Consider the following 14,049-nt stretch of genomic DNA (forward strand, 5'->3'; position numbering starts at 1 on the left):
ACCCCTACAAGGGATTCTTCGTTCTACGCCACGCTCACAGCCCACACCTCATCGGTGGATCAGGGCTCAGCGGCCAGCCGCGCCTTCACCGCGGCCGGAGGCACGGCGATTGTCTACGATCTCGTCGAGCCGGATCAGCACCTGGAGAAGATCAAGCACGTCCGCGTCGACGTGTCCGACCGCGACGCCGTGTTCGCGGCCACCGAACAGGTGCTGCACGAACACGGCCGGGTCGACGCCCTCATCGCGGGCGCGGCGATCCAGCCACGGCGCGACGTCGTCGACACCCCGGCCGAGACCTGGCGCCACGTACTGGGTGTCAACCTGGACGGGGTCGTGTGGGCCTGCCAGGCGGTGCTGCCCACGATGCTCGAGGCGGGACGCGGCTCGATCGTGATGTTCTCATCGGGCATCGCGACGGTCGGGCACGCCCAGGCGGCAGCGTACGCCGCCAGCAAGGGAGCGCTTGTGCCCTACGCCAGGTCGCTGGCCGCCGAGGTGGCGCACCGGCGGGTGCGCGTCAATGTGGTGTTCCCCGGCGTCATCGACACACCCCAGTTCCAGGCTGCGAACCCCGAGGGCTCGCAGCGCGAGCACTGGCTCCGGACCACGGGCATAGGTGCCCCCGACGACGTGACCGGGCCGTTGATGTTCCTGCTCTCAGATGCCGCCACCATGACCGGCTCAGTACTCACCCGTGACCGGGTCTTCCCGAAGGAGGGATCATGACCACACCGCAGCTCCCCGTCGCCATCGTCGGCGCCGGCCCTGTCGGGCTCATCACCGCCCTCGGCCTGGTCCACTACGGCGTACCCGTCGTCGTGTTCGAAGCCGAGCCCGCGCTGTCGGGCGACACCAAGGCAGGCACCGTCCTCACCCGCACTCTGGAGGTGCTCGACCGCTACGACGCGCTCGGGCCGGTGCTCGACGCGAGCCTGCGCATCGACGAGATCGGCGAGATCGACCGCGCGACAGGACTCTCCACCGGCAGTGTCCTGACCTCCATGCTCGCCGAGGAGACTCGTTTCCCGTTCGTCATCAACATCCCCCAGCAGCTACTCGAGCCTGTCCTTGCCGCTCAGCTCGAAGAGCGCGCCCCCGGCACTCTGCGACTGGAGCATCGGTTGGAACGGTTCGTCCAGCACGACGACCGGGTGGAGCTGTTCCTCGAGACCCCGGACGGGCCGACGGTCGTGGAGGCGAGTCGGCTGCTGGCATGTGACGGCGGACGATCGACGGTCCGCACCCAGCTGGACATCGAGGTCACCGGGCACACACTGGAGCAGCGGTACATGCTGGTGGACCTCGACTGCGACCTCGACATCACCAACCGGCGTGACTACCCGTACCTGGCCTACTTCGGCGACCCGCACGAGTGGATGATCCTGGTGCGCCACCCGCACTGCTGGCGGTTCCTCTTCCCTCTCGCCTCGGACCAGCCGGAACCCACTGTCGAGGACCTGCGCGCGAAGGCGCACAGCTTCATCGGTGACGTCGAGGACCTGCGGGTGATCGGGTCCAACATCTACACCGTCCATCACCGAGTCGCCGGATCGTGGAGCGAGAGCCGGGTCTTCCTGATGGGCGACGCTGCCCACCTGATCACTCCCATGTGGGCGCTCGGACTCAATACTGGGGTGCTCGACGCCTCCAACATGCCCTGGCGCTTGGCGTGGGTGCACCGGGGCTGGGCCGAGGAGTCGCTGCTCGACGGCTACGAGATGGAGCAGGCTCCGGTCGCGATCAACGGTTCCGGCGAGATGGCCGAGGCCGCGCGCGACGTCATGAACCGCCGCGTCAGTTCCAGCGGGCCCGACCGAGCCGTCGCCTCTATGGGTGCCGGCGGCTGGGGCGATGCGATGACCCGCACGCTGCTCGGCGTCCGCCTCGACGTGGACGACACCGGCGACTGGTCGATGGTGCGCACGACCAGCGAGCCGACGCGGGCTCGGGTTGGTGAGCGGGTGCCCGACGTACGTGTGTACGGCACTTTCGGTGCCCTCACTCTGCACGAGTTGTGCCGCGACTCCTTCGTGGCGCTGCACCTCACCGACGCCCGTCGCCGTCCCGCAGTGCCCTCCGAAGGACCGCCCGGCCTGCGTCAGGTCCTCGTGAGCCGGTGGGACGCGCCACACGACTCCGGGCTCCGCGATCGTGCCTATTTCGACCCCGGCGATGCGCTACGGCATCGGCTCGGCATCGAGGAGGACGCCGTGGTGCTGTTGCGACCGGACGGGCACATCGCACTCCTGGAGCCATGGACTCCGCAGTCGGGAGTTCGCGTGGAGTCCCACTACCTCAGCCTGGTCGGCAAGGGAGCCACCGAGGCGCGAGGGCGTGGGCACACGGGGAGCGACCCGGCGACTCAACGAGGGCAGGCAATGCAGACAGGAGTCGTCGCATGAAGGGTGACATCGTGTATTCCCCGGCGGGGGAGAAGATCACCCTGGTCGACATCGGCCTGGTCGAGCTGTTGAACAACGAGATCGTGCGGGTGTGGGACGTCTCTCTCGGGCCAGGGGAGGTCCACCCGTGGCATCTGCACCACAACCCGTACGTGGTCTTGAGCCTGCAAGGCTCCGAGGGCCGCATGGACTGGCTCGATGGCAGCCCACCTCGGTTCATCTCCGAGTACACCGGCGGCGCAGTCTACCGGCCGGTGTCGCCGATACACCGCCTGACGAACGTCGGCGAGCGCTTCTACCGCAACCGGCTCGTCGAGCTGAAGGACATCGGTGAGCACCTCCCCGCACCGCTACCGATCGGTGAGGGTGCGCGCAGCATCGAGGGAGAGGTCGTCGGCGAGCCCCTCGACGACGGCCGCGTCCCGGTCCTCGAGCACCCGCACGTGGCGGTGTGGACCATCGTGCTCGAACCAGGTGAGAGCCGTGAACTCGCCCTGTCCGATGTCGGGCACGTCCTGGCCGAGCTCGACCAGCCCGCGGTGTCGGCCGCCACGCCCGGCGGAGTCCGCTACCACCACGGCGGCCCACTCACCTTGACCAATGTCGGCGACAGGCACCGGACCTGGTTCGTCGTCCAGCTGTGCTACCTCGACGACCTCGACGCAGTCGTGGGAGGAGTGTCCAGATGACCGACAACCCGCCGTATGACCCGGAAGCGCCGCTGGTCGCGCAGCCCTCGCGCCCCGCCGCCGTCTCGAAGGAGGAGTGGCGCGACAACCTTTCCGAGCCAGCCCGCTACGGAGGAGCCTCCGCGGACCGGTCCCGGGAGCGGTTCACCCCGGACGCCGATGGCGCAGCCGCGCACCGGTTCCGCGAGATCCTCGTCCAGACTGCAGACGTGGAATGGGTCGAGAAGACCCTGTCCGGCCTCACCCACAAGGCACTATGGCGCAACGAGGACACAGGTGCATCCATCTCGCTGGTCCGATTCGACAAGGGCTCGGGCATCCCCTCGCGCCACTCCCACGCCTCGAACCAGTTCATGTTCTGCCTGTCCGGCCGCTACGTGTACGTGCCGACCGGGATCACGCTGACCGCCGGCTCGTTCTACTGGAACCCGAAGGGCAGCCTGCACGGACCGACCCAGGCTGAGGAGGTCTCGGTCCTCCTCGAGGTGTACGACGGCCCGCACTACCCCACCCAGCCGGAGTGGTACTCCTCGCCCGACGACGCTCGCTGAGAAGTACCCACACGCCCCGACAGCGGGCGGCAACCCTAAGGAACCCCATGGTGGTCGAAACCATCACTGCACCCGAGCTCGCCCAGCCGAACGGCCACTTCGCCCACGCCTCGGCGGTCTCGGTGCCGGCAACCGCGCGGCTCGTCTTCATCTCCGGTATGACCGCGCGCAATGCGGACGGTGGGATCACCGGGGTCGGGGACGTGGTCGCCCAGACCCACCAGGTGTGCCAGAACCTCAAGGCAGCCGTCGAAGCAGCCGGAGGCACCCTGGAAGACATCGCCCGTGTGGACGTGTACGTCCGCAACATGGAGGATTTCGAGGCCATCCACGAGGTACGCCGGCAGTACTTCACGCGCCACGCGCCCGCCTCCACCATGGTCGAGGTCGCGAAGTTCGTGAAGAAGGACTACCTCATCGAGGTCAACGCCATCGCAGCGATCGGCGCTGGCTCGTGAGGCTCGCAGCTGTTGAGGCCGACCGCCGGTGGAGGCTAGGCGTTGTCGCCGACGACCACCAGTCGGTCCGGATCCTGCCCGCTTCCCTCGGCACTGTCGACGACGTCGTCCGAGGCCTGGTCGCCAGCGAGGATCTCGTCAGTAGTGCGGCGGGCATCGACCCTGTTCCCCTGTCGGAGGTCCGTCTCGGCTCCCCGATCCAACGATTCAATCGCGACGTGCTCTGCACCGGGTGGAACTACCTGGACCACTTCTACGAGTCCATGGGCAAACGCGAAGGGCAGGACCCCGACTCCCTACCCGAGCACCCGACCTTCTTCACCAAGGGTCCCGATACGGTGATCGGTCCCCATGATCCTGTCGCCTTCGACGACAACCTATCCACGAAGTGGGACTACGAGGCAGAGATTGCCGTCGTGATCGGCAAGGACGGCCGCTCGATCCGCGAGGACGATGCCTGGGACCACGTCTTCGGGTTCTGTCTGGCCAACGACGTCTCCCAGCGCGACCTGCAGCGCGCCCACGGCGGCCAGTGGCTCAAGGGCAAGAGCATCGACCACACCATGCCACTCGGGCCGTGGATCACCACCAAGGACGAGATCTCCGACCCCGAGCGCCTGCACGTCGAGTGTGCCCTCAACGGCGAGATCATGCAGCGCGCCACGGTCGGCGACATGGCCTTCTCGATCCCTCGGATCCTGGCCGAGCTCAGCTTCGGGATGACACTGCGTGCGGGCGACCTGGTCCTCACCGGCACACCCAGCGGCATCGGCAACGCCCGTGAGCCCGCAGTGTTCCTCGGCGAGGGCGACGTTCTCCTCACCCGGGGAGGCGTCCTGGGCGAGCTCCGCAACATCCTCGCATCGACGGCTCTCACCCAACTCGAGGCGAGCCCCCGACCAAGTGTCAAACTCTGCTAGGAGAACGTGATGAGCGAAGTGAACGCGGGCGAGCAGCCGGCCCCCGAGAGCACCCCGTGCCTGCTCCAAGTCGACTTCCCCAGCGAAGGGCCGTTCGGTGCCGAGTCGGCGGTGCTGCACTCCGGTCTTGCTCACAGCATCAGCGACGAGCCCGGCTTTCTTTGGAAGATCTGGACGGAGAGCCCCGAGACCAGCGAAGGGGGCGGCATCTACCTGTTCTCCTCCCGCGAGGACGCGCAGCGCTACCTCGAGATGCACACCCGTCGGCTCATCGGCTTGGGCTTCCGCGACATCCGGGGGCGCATCTTCTCGGTCAACATGCCCCTCACCGAGATCAACAACGGACCCGTCGTCACCGAGTCGCACGAGCGCGACTGACCGACGACCTGCTCGGTGAGCAGCAGCGCCGTGCACTGATGATCACTGCCCATCCACTCCTTGTCGTTCGGCGGCAATTCTCGATCGAATGTCTGTCGCTCGGCGCGGCGATACTGCTCGACAGTCGAGTCCAAGATTGTGGCGTCCGCCACGAAGGTCGATGCCCGGCCAGCGGGCCGCGACCAATCAGGGGCTCGCGAAGACGCGAGCCACGACGCCGCCCAGGAGGCAGCCAGTCATGATGCGCAAGTTGCCGCTCTCTCTGCCCACCGTTGTCCTGCCCCACAATCAGAGCTCGCAGCCGCGCCATCCGGCCGATGTCGACTGGAAGACCGACAACCTGTTCCTCCAGGGCCCGTGGGCTCCGTGGCAGGAGGAGACCGATGCCTACGACCTGCCCATCGAGGGCAAGCTCCCCGAAGACCTGGAAGGTGCACTGTTCCGCATCTCGAGCAATCCGCGTTTCACGCCGTTGGACCTTGAGCGTTATCACTGGTGGGAGGGCGACGGTGCGGTGGCCGCGACCTACATCCGTGACGGAAAGGCGTCGTTCCGCAGGCGGTGGGTCATGACCGACACGATGAAGGTCGAGGTCGAGGCCGGCGAGGCGATCTATCCGGGATTCGTGAACGGGAACGATCGGCAGCCCCTGCCGGCTGGAGCGCCGCCAGCCAAGCACATCGCCAACACCAACGTCGGCATCTTCGCCGACCACCTCTTGGTCTACTTCGATGGCGGCCTGCCCATCGAGATGCATCCGGGCAATCTCGACACCAAGGGTGCCGTCGACTTCGGCGGTGCCATCGATGTGGTGTGCACCGCCCATCACAAGGTCGACCCGAAGACAGGAGACGGGCTCTTCTTCGCCTCCGTGGGTGAGAATCTGAAGTGGTTCCAGGTCGACGGGACCAGCGGCCAGGTCAAGGACACGGTCACCTTCTCGCTGGGGTGCCCCGCGATGGTGCACGACTACATCATCACCGAGCACCACGCGATCTTCTTGATCTCCCCGGTCCAGTTCCGTATCGATCGGATGATGCAGGGTCGCCCGGGCGTGCTGTGGGATCCCGATGCGGTGCCGGACGGATCCCGCTTCGCCGTCTTGGACCGGCGCACCCACGACGTGACCTGGTACGGCACCGATGTGATGCTCGCCCCCACGCACTTCTTCAACGCCTACGAAACCGCCAGTGGTTTCGTCGTCGATCTGTGTGTCGTCACGCGCCTGGGCAACCCGGCCAGCCACCCAGACGAGCCGGTGAGCTCACACACCTGGTTCCCACCGTCGATGACGTGGCGGTTCACCCTCGACCGGGCCACCAAGAAGGCCAGTAACGAGATGCTCAGCGGCGTTCCCGGAGAGTTCCCGAAGATCAACGACGACTGGATCGGCCAGCAGCTCCGGTACGGCTACTTCATCGCCACCAGAGGTCTCTCCGACCACACCTACACCGACGGGCTGGCGAGCTACGACTTCACGAGCGGGCGCACTGTGGTCGTCGAGGGTGTCGACGGGCTCACCAGCCCCTGCGAGCCGGTGTTCGTGCCACGGCGCGGAGCCACCGAGGAGAACGATGGCTATCTGCTCTCGGTGTGGTGGAACCCCGGCACTGGTCTCTCCGAGCTCCTCGTCCACGATGCCGTCGACCTGGTCAAGGAACCGCTGGCACGCGTGAAGCTGCCCGTCCGTGTGCAGCAGTCCGCGCACGGCACCTGGGCCGACGCAGAGCGCCTTGACGCCGCCATCGCAGCGCAGGACAGGAGCGCCTGACCCGGACACTCCGGCGGTAGCTGCGCGGTCTACGGCCGCCTTTGATGGGACCTGGAGAACACGTATGCCGCCGCCCCGGACCGGCGCTCGTCCTCGGGTGGACGGCGAGCGCGAGTACCAGATCCTGCACGCGACGATGGAGGTGCTGAACCGCGTCGGGTACGACCTGCTCACCATGGACGCCGTCGCCGCCCGAGCCAAGGCATCCAAAGCCACCCTCTACCGCCGATGGCGGGGCAAGGCCGAACTCGTCTTGGCCGCGATCACGTCGCACATGGCCACGGCAGGAGTGCCCGATACCGGAACCCTGCGTGGCGACCTCCTCGAGATCTGCTGTGGCGCCGACGGACTCAACCACTCGCCCTCACAGACAGTGTTCGCTGCCGTCATCTCGTCGCTGGGTCGCGACGCCGAGCTGGCCGAGGTCTACCGGCGCGACATCGTCGGACCCGTGGTCGCGGCCTACCGGACGGTCTGCGAGCGGGCTCGCGAGCGCGGCGAGGTGCATCCTGACGCCGACCTCTCCATCCTCGCCCCCGCCCTCGCGGGAATCGTCCTCCATCAAACCCTCGTGCTAGGCGACGAGACCGCCGACCTCGTCGGACGGATACTCGACGAGGTCGTTCTGCCGGCCGCACAGCACGGCCCCTGTCGCCGCGACACCGCGGACGACCACGCGACGGCCTAGCGCCCGCGGATGCCAGGAGCCGAGTCGCAACGGTCGAAACGGTCGACACGGGAGGGACTTAGACGCTTCCCTTAAGAACGGCACCCCGAGCCAGCCGCGCCCGGGCGAATCGGGCCCAGGCTCTACCGGCAAGGAGAGTGGCATGAGTGACTGGATCCTCGCGATGGCCTCCGATCCTGTTGTCCTCCAGCGATCCCGGGCGCGGCAGGCCAGTGACGGAGCGCTCGCGGTCCTGGGAATGGGCCCCACGACATGGGGGATCGAAGTATCGGAACTGGTGCACGCGGATCTTGCCCGCGACGAGCCCGAGGCCGACCGTATTCTCAGTGGAGGACTGGAAGCCGCGGTGCTGGGTCTCCTGGTCAATCTCGTCGCTGGCGGAGCGGTCGAACTTCCCGCCGAAGCGATCGCAGCAATGCGGTGGGACGCGCGACAAGGCACGCCGCTGGACGTTCTCCTCCGCGAGGTCTGGCGCGCGCACTCGCGGGTTCAAGCTCACGTCATCGATGCCATGGCGTCGAACGTTCCCGAGGCGCGGCTCGCCGACGAGATCCGCAGGGTCTCGGCAGGCATCGACCGCTTCATCGAGGTCGTGATCGCTGAGCTCAGCAGCGTCATCGAGCAGGAAGGCGCGGCCTGGGGCCGACAGCGAGCCGCAAACGTGCGGCGCACGGTCGACGAGATCCTCGACACGGGTGAGGCCCCGCCTGCTGCCGATGAGGTTCTGGGGGTGCCCGTGCCCTGGAATCACTTGGCAGCCGTGCTGTGGCCACTGCCCGGCACCCCCTATCCCGGCTGGTCTACGGAGTCTGGCCGATGGACCGAAGAGGTGCGAGAGCACCTCCGTGCGAGGTCCATCCTCATCGTCCCCAGGACCGATGGATCCACGGACATCATCTGGTCCACTCCGACAGCGCCACGCGAGGAAGCGACGAGAAGCCTGGCGCAGGTATCTCCTCCGGAGGGCTTCTGTGTTGCCTTCGGGTTCGACGCGCCAGGTCCGGCAGGATTTCGTGTGACCCTCCTGTCGGCGCGCGGGCTTGCCCGCTCCTCAGGATCCGCCACGAGGCAACGGGTCTTGCTTGCTGATGTCCACGGCGCCTTGGCGTTGATGATGCACGACCGAGAAGCCGCGGCAATCTTCGTCCGGCGGACGCTCGCCGGCCTCGACGGCAACGGCCACAAGGACGCCACGCTGCGAGCGACGATGCTGGCATTTCTGGAACACCAGGGGAGCCGTGTCGCGGCCGCCGAGGAACTCCATGTGGCCGCTACCACGGTCGCCTACCGCGTCAGGCAGGCGGAGTCGCTGTTGCAACGACCCATCGCCACCCAACGCGGCAGCAGCGTCCTGGCGGCGCTCTCCCTGGCTGTTCACTTCCCCGAACTGCTCGACTGACTGCGTTCATCGAAGCACGCAGTCAATCAACGCTCGTCAGACACCATCACTGAGGTTGCTCGCGGGGTTGACCTTTGCAGGTGAAGTAGGTCGAGGGGCTGACGACACGCCCGGGGCGAGCTGCAGGTCGCCTGGCCGCGCTGCCGCCTCGGCAATCGCCTTGCGGTGACCCGGCAGGGCCCACCGGGCCGAGAAGCCCCTCTAACTCGCCTCGGCGAGGCGGTAGCCGACGCCGCGGACGGTCTCGACGTACTTCGGGGTGCCGGCGTCGTCGCCGATCTTGCGGCGCAGGTTGGCGATGTGCACCTCGACCGAGCGCTTGTCGGCCTCGTTGACGAAGTACGAGGTGACGTATTGCTGGCCGCGCATGGTCAGCACGAGGTCGGCCTTGCTGCGCACCCGTCGGCCGGTGCTGAGCAGGGAGGCCAGCAGGTCGAACTCGGTGCGGGTCAGGTCGACCGTGGCGCCGTTCACCGTGACGACCCGGGTGTCGTTGTTGAGCGCGAGGCCGTTGAAGCGGATCCAGCCGCCCTGACTCGGCGGCGCGCCGTGCGCGCCGGGGTCCGCCGGCGGGATCGGTGCGGGCGGTGGGGCCTGCTGCGGCACCGGCTGCTGCGGGTAGCCCGGCTGCGGTGGCACCTGCTGCGGGAAGGGCTGCTGCGGGTGCGGGTGCGGCGGCACCGGGTGGGGGTACGCCGGCTGCTGCGGCTGCTGGGGAGGCTGCTGGGGAGGCTGCTGCTCGTGCAGCGGCGCGAGCGGCGCGGCGCCGGTGAGGTCGCGGGCGGCCGCGGCGGCCCACGACTCCTCGCGCGGCGCGGTGGCGGGCGAGGAGTCGTGGGCCGCCGCCTCGCCCTCGGCCCAGCCGGCGGGGGCGTCGAAGCGGGTGCGCGGCCGGCGCAGCATCGAGTCGGCGCGGGCGCGCAGCTCGCGCGGCCGGAACGGCTTGACCAGGTAGTCGTCCGCGCCGGCCTCGAAGCCCTGCACGACGTCGATCTCGTCGGCGAGCGCGGTGATCATGATCAGGTAGGTGTTGCTGAACTCGCGCAGCCGGCGGGCGACGGCGAAGCCGTCCATGCCGGGCATGTTCACGTCGAGCGTGGTGATCAGCGGGTTGTGCTGCCGGACCGCCTCGACGCCCTCGGGGCCGTTCTCGGTCACGATCGTCCGGAAGCCCGACTGGGTCAGCACGATGTCGATGAGGTCGCGGACGTCGGGGTCGTCCTCGATGATGACGGCCACCCAGTCGCTGCCCGGCTGCATGGGCCGAAGCCTAACAACGGGGCCGCCCGGCCCGGCCGGACGCCGCACTCCGCGCGCCGCCGTCTCACCAGCCGGACGAGGCGGCCATCTCCAGAGCCCGCCGCGGCCAGAACTCGCCGGCCGGCGGACCGCCGTTGCACTCGCCGTCGCTCTCCCCCGCGGGCTTGACCCAGACGTAGGCGTCCAGGTTGGGCGCGTCGCCCTCGGGCGCCGCCATCGGGTCGGTGCCGTAGGCCCGGCCGGAGGGGTTGCACCACTCGCGGGTGGAGCCGTTGCCGTTGCGGCCGCTGTCGATGAGGTAGCGGGCGCCGCCGACGAGGGCGCTCAGCCTCTCGCCGTACGCCTTCTCGTCCTCGTCGGTCTGGTAGTTCGACACGTCGGTGGCGAAGCCGCGGACGTCGTCGACGCCGACCCGCTCGAGCAGGTCGGCCAGCCTGCGGGGCTCGACCCAGTTGGAGTGGCCGCCGTCGAGGTACGTCGTGACGCCGGCCGCGACCAGCCGGTCGACGGCGTCCGCGATCAGCCGCACCCGCTCCGCGCGGGCGTCGCACTGCAGCGCCGAGGCGAGCGCGTCGGGCTCGACCACGACCACCGAGCGGGCGCCCGCGGCGGCCGCGTCCGCGATCTCCTGGACCCACGGGCCGTACTGGTCGGCCGGGAGGCCGCCCTCGGAGAAGCCGCCGGTGCAGTCGCGGTCGGGGATGCCGTAGACGACGAAGGTCGGTACCCGGCCGGCGGCGTCGGCGTCGGCCACGACCTTCGCGACGAAGTCGCCGACCTGGCCGGCGGGGTACTCCTCCGGCGTCAGCCAGATGCCCTGCGGGGTCGCGGCGAGCCGGTCGAAGACCCGCTGCGCGCCGGCGTCGCCGGCCGCCTTCGCCTGCGCGGCGGCCTGGGCCGCGGACGACTCCGGGTCGGCGTACCCTGCTCCCTCGGCGTACCGGTTGACCGTCTGGGGGTCGGGCCGAAGGCCCGGGTCCTCGACGCCTCCGCCGACGCACCCGGCGACCAGGACGCACGTCAGCAGGACGGCGGCGAGCCGGGGGAGGCGGAGGGGCACCGGGTCATCATGCCCGAGGTGGTTCAATCGCCCGGGTGACGACACTCGTCCTGGCCTCGGCCTCGCCCGCCCGCCTCCAGACGCTGCGCAGTGCCGGCGTCGAGCCGGTCGTGATCGTGTCCGGCGTCGACGAGTCCCGGCTCGACGGGCTGCCGCCGGCCGAACTGGCGCTCCGGCTCGCCGAGCGCAAATGCGCCGTTGTGGCAGAGCGCGACGGACTGCCTCCGGGCGCGCTCGTGCTGGGCTGCGACTCGGTGCTCGACCTCGACGGGGCCGCGCTCGGCAAGCCCGGCGACGCCGCCGAGGCGGTACGCCGGTGGCAGGACATGCGCGGCCGCTCCGGCGTGCTGCGCACGGGCCACTGCCTGCGCGACACCGCCACCGGCCGCGTGGCCTCGGCGACGGCGTCCACCACCGTGCACTTCGCGGACCTGACCGACGAGGAGGTGGCGGCGTACGTCGCGACCGGCGAGCCGCTGGTCGTGGCGGGCGCGTTCACCGTGGACGGCCTCGGCGGGGCGTTCGTCACCGGCATCGAGGGCGACCACCACAACGTCGTCGGGGTGAGCCTGCCGCTGGTCAGGGAGCTCGCCGCGGAGCTGGGTCACGCGTGGACCGACCTGTGGGCTCCTCGACGATGACCTCGATCGGCTGCGTGTCGGCGCGCAGCTCGCTGAGCTCGAAGACCTGGAGCGGGCGCTCCTTGAGGTCGGCCAGGTGGACGGGCCGCCGGAAGACCAGGGTGCGGAACAGGTAGAACCGGGCGACCATGCCGAGGAACAGCCCCACGACGTTCGCCGCGACGTTGTCGGAGACCGGGTCGTCGAGGCCGAGCGGGTTGCGGCTGACCCACAGGCAGGCCATCGGGATCAGCATCGTGGCCAGGTTGATCACGATGAACAGCAGCCGGCCGCCGTCCGCGGTGCGCGGCGGGCGGTCCCTGAACACCCAGCTGCGGCTGCCGCGGTAGCTGACCGTCATGCCGATGATGTTCGCGATCGCATAGGCGAGGTACGGCGAGTCGGCCAGCGGGGCGTCGTACCCGAGCCGGAACCCGTGCACGAGCAGGTTGAACAGCACGAACGCCACGATCGTGGCGACGCCGCCGACCGCGAGGAACCGGTACGCCTCGGTGAGGACCCGACGCCACCGGTTGGACATGGGGGCAAGGCTAACCGCTCGCCCCACCGGGCTCACTCGACCGGGCTCACTCGACCGGCAGCCCGAGCCCCCGCGCGATCAGCATCCGCTGCACCTCGGAGGTGCCCTCCCCGATCTCGAGCACCTTGGCGTCGCGGTAGAACCGCGCGACCGGGTACTCCTCCATGAAGCCGTAGCCGCCGAAGACCTGGGTGGCGATCCGGGTCGCGGTCACGGCGGACTCGGTGGCGTGGAGCTTGGCGACCGCGGCCGCCTGCTTGAACTCCTTCACCGGCGCGTCGGCGTCCTTCATCGCCGCGGCCCGATACGTGAGCAGCCGGCTGGCGTGCAGCATCACCTCGAGGTCGGCGACCTGGAACGCGACGCCCTGCTTGCGGCCGATCGGGCCGCCGAAGGTCTGCCGGTCACCGGCGTACTCGAGGCTCAGGTCGAGGCAGGCCCGGATGCAGCCGACCGCGAGGGCCGCGATCGCGACCCGGCCGTCGTCGAGGGTGGCGAGGAACTGCGCGTAGCCGCGGCCACGCTCGCCGAGCAGGTTGGCCTCGGGCACCCGAGCGTCGGCAAACGTCAGCGGGTGGGTGTCGGAGGCGTGCCAGCCGAGCTTGTCGTAGGCCCTCTCGGCGGTGAAGCCGGGCGTGCCGCGCGGCACGATGATCGCGCTGATCTCGGGCCGCTCCTGCCCGGTGGTCGAGCCGGTCGAGACCCCGGTGCGGGCGGTGACCGTCACCAGGCTGGTGATCTCGGAGCCGGAGTTGGTGATGAACTGCTTGGCGCCGTTCACCACCCACTCGCCGTCCTCGAGCACGGCCCGGGTCCGGGTGGCGCCCGCGTCGGAGCCCGCGCCCGGCTCGGTGAGGCCGAAGCCCGCGAGCGCCTGGCCGGCGACCAGGTCGGGCAGCCAGGTCCGCTGCTGCTCGGCGGTGCCGTAGGCGAGGATCGGGTTGATGCCGAGGCCGACCGCGGCCTCGAGCGTGATGCCGAGCGACTGGTCGACCCGGCCGATCTCCTCGATCGCGACGCAGAGACTGGTGAAGTCGCCGTCCTCGCCGGCGCCGCCGAACTCCTCCGGCGCGGTCAGGCCGAAGAGCCCGAGCGCGCCCATCTTCCGCACGACGTCGACCGGGAAGTGGTGCTCGCGGTCCCACCGCGCCGCGTGCGGCGCGATCTCCGCCTCGGCGAAGTCGCGGACGGTACGGCGGAACTCCTCGTGCTCGCGGGACAGCTCGAAGCTCGACTCGGTGGCCATGACCGCAGCCTAGCCCGCCTGGTTAGCGATTGTTAACCAGGCGGGTCGGCGAGACCTCGCGTG

Annotated in this window: 15 protein-coding genes; 11 read left to right on the top strand and 4 right to left on the bottom strand. The window is 69.4% G+C overall.

The genetic code is table 11. The annotated features are described in order from the left end of the window. The 10 genes from ACYVKX_RS07595 to ACYVKX_RS07640 form a co-directional block, all read left to right on the top strand. Positions 1 to 729 (top strand): SDR family NAD(P)-dependent oxidoreductase (locus ACYVKX_RS07595; protein WP_460830220.1); only part of this gene is annotated, 729 nt, incomplete at its 5' end. After that, the gene (locus ACYVKX_RS07600) at positions 726 to 2,405 is read left to right on the top strand and encodes an FAD-dependent monooxygenase (RefSeq protein ID WP_460830225.1); all 1,680 of its coding nucleotides are present in this window, start codon (positions 726 to 728) and stop codon (positions 2,403 to 2,405) included. The genes ACYVKX_RS07595 and ACYVKX_RS07600, both read left to right, overlap by 4 nt. Further along, positions 2,402 to 3,094 (top strand): cupin domain-containing protein, encoded by a 693-nt coding sequence (locus ACYVKX_RS07605; RefSeq protein WP_460830229.1) that lies wholly within the window; start codon positions 2,402 to 2,404, stop codon positions 3,092 to 3,094. Before ACYVKX_RS07600 ends, ACYVKX_RS07605 begins: the two co-directional genes overlap by 4 nt. Further along, positions 3,091 to 3,645, top strand: a complete 555-nt coding sequence (locus tag ACYVKX_RS07610; protein WP_460830232.1) for a cupin domain-containing protein — start codon at positions 3,091 to 3,093, stop codon at positions 3,643 to 3,645. The genes ACYVKX_RS07605 and ACYVKX_RS07610 overlap by 4 nt, the downstream gene beginning before the upstream one ends. 47 nt (positions 3,646 to 3,692) lie before the next feature. Then, complete coding sequence (locus ACYVKX_RS07615; RefSeq protein WP_460830234.1) at positions 3,693 to 4,103, top strand: RidA family protein; 411 nt, start codon at positions 3,693 to 3,695, stop codon at positions 4,101 to 4,103. 218 nt (positions 4,104 to 4,321) lie between these two features. Further along, positions 4,322 to 5,023 carry a fumarylacetoacetate hydrolase family protein gene (locus ACYVKX_RS07620; protein WP_460830236.1) on the top strand — a complete coding sequence of 234 codons (702 nt, stop codon included), beginning with the start codon at positions 4,322 to 4,324 and terminating at the stop codon, positions 5,021 to 5,023. Between the two features lie 9 nt (positions 5,024 to 5,032). Continuing rightward, on the top strand, positions 5,033 to 5,401 hold the full coding sequence (locus ACYVKX_RS07625) for a monooxygenase (protein ID WP_460830238.1): 369 nt from the start codon (positions 5,033 to 5,035) through the stop codon (positions 5,399 to 5,401). A gap of 238 nt (positions 5,402 to 5,639) precedes the next feature. Next, on the top strand, positions 5,640 to 7,172 hold the full coding sequence (locus ACYVKX_RS07630; RefSeq protein ID WP_460830242.1) for a carotenoid oxygenase family protein: 1,533 nt from the start codon (positions 5,640 to 5,642) through the stop codon (positions 7,170 to 7,172). Between the two features lie 64 nt (positions 7,173 to 7,236). After that, complete coding sequence (locus tag ACYVKX_RS07635; RefSeq protein WP_460830246.1) at positions 7,237 to 7,860, top strand: TetR/AcrR family transcriptional regulator; 624 nt, start codon at positions 7,237 to 7,239, stop codon at positions 7,858 to 7,860. 142 nt (positions 7,861 to 8,002) lie between these two features. Then, positions 8,003 to 9,259, top strand: a complete 1,257-nt coding sequence (locus tag ACYVKX_RS07640) for a helix-turn-helix domain-containing protein (RefSeq protein WP_460830249.1) — start codon at positions 8,003 to 8,005, stop codon at positions 9,257 to 9,259. Between the two features lie 201 nt (positions 9,260 to 9,460). Here the strand turns inward: ACYVKX_RS07640 and ACYVKX_RS07645 are convergent, their stop codons facing one another. Together ACYVKX_RS07645 and ACYVKX_RS07650 are read right to left on the bottom strand one after the other, a co-directional pair. Then, complete coding sequence (locus ACYVKX_RS07645; RefSeq protein WP_460830252.1) at positions 9,461 to 10,519, bottom strand: response regulator transcription factor; 1,059 nt, start codon at positions 10,517 to 10,519, stop codon at positions 9,461 to 9,463. Between the two features lie 64 nt (positions 10,520 to 10,583). After that, positions 10,584 to 11,579 carry a glycoside hydrolase family 6 protein gene (locus ACYVKX_RS07650; protein WP_460830255.1) on the bottom strand — a complete coding sequence of 332 codons (996 nt, stop codon included), beginning with the start codon at positions 11,577 to 11,579 and terminating at the stop codon, positions 10,584 to 10,586. A 35-nt stretch (positions 11,580 to 11,614) separates the two neighbouring features. Between ACYVKX_RS07650 and ACYVKX_RS07655 the strand changes: the two genes are divergently transcribed. Further along, a complete protein-coding gene (locus tag ACYVKX_RS07655; protein WP_460830258.1) occupies positions 11,615 to 12,220 on the top strand; it encodes a Maf family protein in 606 nt (201 codons plus the stop codon). Here ACYVKX_RS07655 and ACYVKX_RS07660 read toward each other — a convergent pair. Next, on the bottom strand, positions 12,159 to 12,740 hold the full coding sequence (locus ACYVKX_RS07660) for a GtrA family protein (RefSeq protein ID WP_460830261.1): 582 nt from the start codon (positions 12,738 to 12,740) through the stop codon (positions 12,159 to 12,161). The two genes, ACYVKX_RS07655 and ACYVKX_RS07660, sit on opposite strands and share 62 nt — an antisense overlap. Before the next feature lie 46 nt (positions 12,741 to 12,786). Next, entirely contained in the window at positions 12,787 to 13,986 is a 1,200-nt protein-coding gene (locus ACYVKX_RS07665; RefSeq protein ID WP_460830263.1) for an acyl-CoA dehydrogenase family protein, read from the bottom strand. Positions 13,987 to 14,049 lie beyond the last annotated feature (63 nt).

Source organism: Nocardioides hungaricus (assembly GCF_054782915.1).

What these genes read in the sequence shown, in the direction of transcription:
- ACYVKX_RS07600 (WP_460830225.1), top strand. Translation starts at nt 726, where the DNA reads ATGACCACACCGCAGCTCCCCGTCGCCATCGTCGGCGCCGGCCCTGTC.
- ACYVKX_RS07605 (WP_460830229.1), top strand. Translation starts at nt 2,402, where the DNA reads ATGAAGGGTGACATCGTGTATTCCCCGGCGGGGGAGAAGATCACCCTG.
- ACYVKX_RS07610 (WP_460830232.1), top strand. Translation starts at nt 3,091, where the DNA reads ATGACCGACAACCCGCCGTATGACCCGGAAGCGCCGCTGGTCGCGCAG.
- ACYVKX_RS07615 (WP_460830234.1), top strand. Translation starts at nt 3,693, where the DNA reads ATGGTGGTCGAAACCATCACTGCACCCGAGCTCGCCCAGCCGAACGGC.
- ACYVKX_RS07625 (WP_460830238.1), top strand. Translation starts at nt 5,033, where the DNA reads ATGAGCGAAGTGAACGCGGGCGAGCAGCCGGCCCCCGAGAGCACCCCG.
- ACYVKX_RS07630 (WP_460830242.1), top strand. Translation starts at nt 5,640, where the DNA reads ATGATGCGCAAGTTGCCGCTCTCTCTGCCCACCGTTGTCCTGCCCCAC.
- ACYVKX_RS07635 (WP_460830246.1), top strand. Translation starts at nt 7,237, where the DNA reads ATGCCGCCGCCCCGGACCGGCGCTCGTCCTCGGGTGGACGGCGAGCGC.
- ACYVKX_RS07640 (WP_460830249.1), top strand. Translation starts at nt 8,003, where the DNA reads ATGAGTGACTGGATCCTCGCGATGGCCTCCGATCCTGTTGTCCTCCAG.
- ACYVKX_RS07645 (WP_460830252.1), bottom strand. Translation starts at nt 10,519, where the DNA reads ATGCAGCCGGGCAGCGACTGGGTGGCCGTCATCATCGAGGACGACCCC.
- ACYVKX_RS07660 (WP_460830261.1), bottom strand. Translation starts at nt 12,740, where the DNA reads ATGTCCAACCGGTGGCGTCGGGTCCTCACCGAGGCGTACCGGTTCCTC.
- ACYVKX_RS07665 (WP_460830263.1), bottom strand. Translation starts at nt 13,986, where the DNA reads ATGGCCACCGAGTCGAGCTTCGAGCTGTCCCGCGAGCACGAGGAGTTC.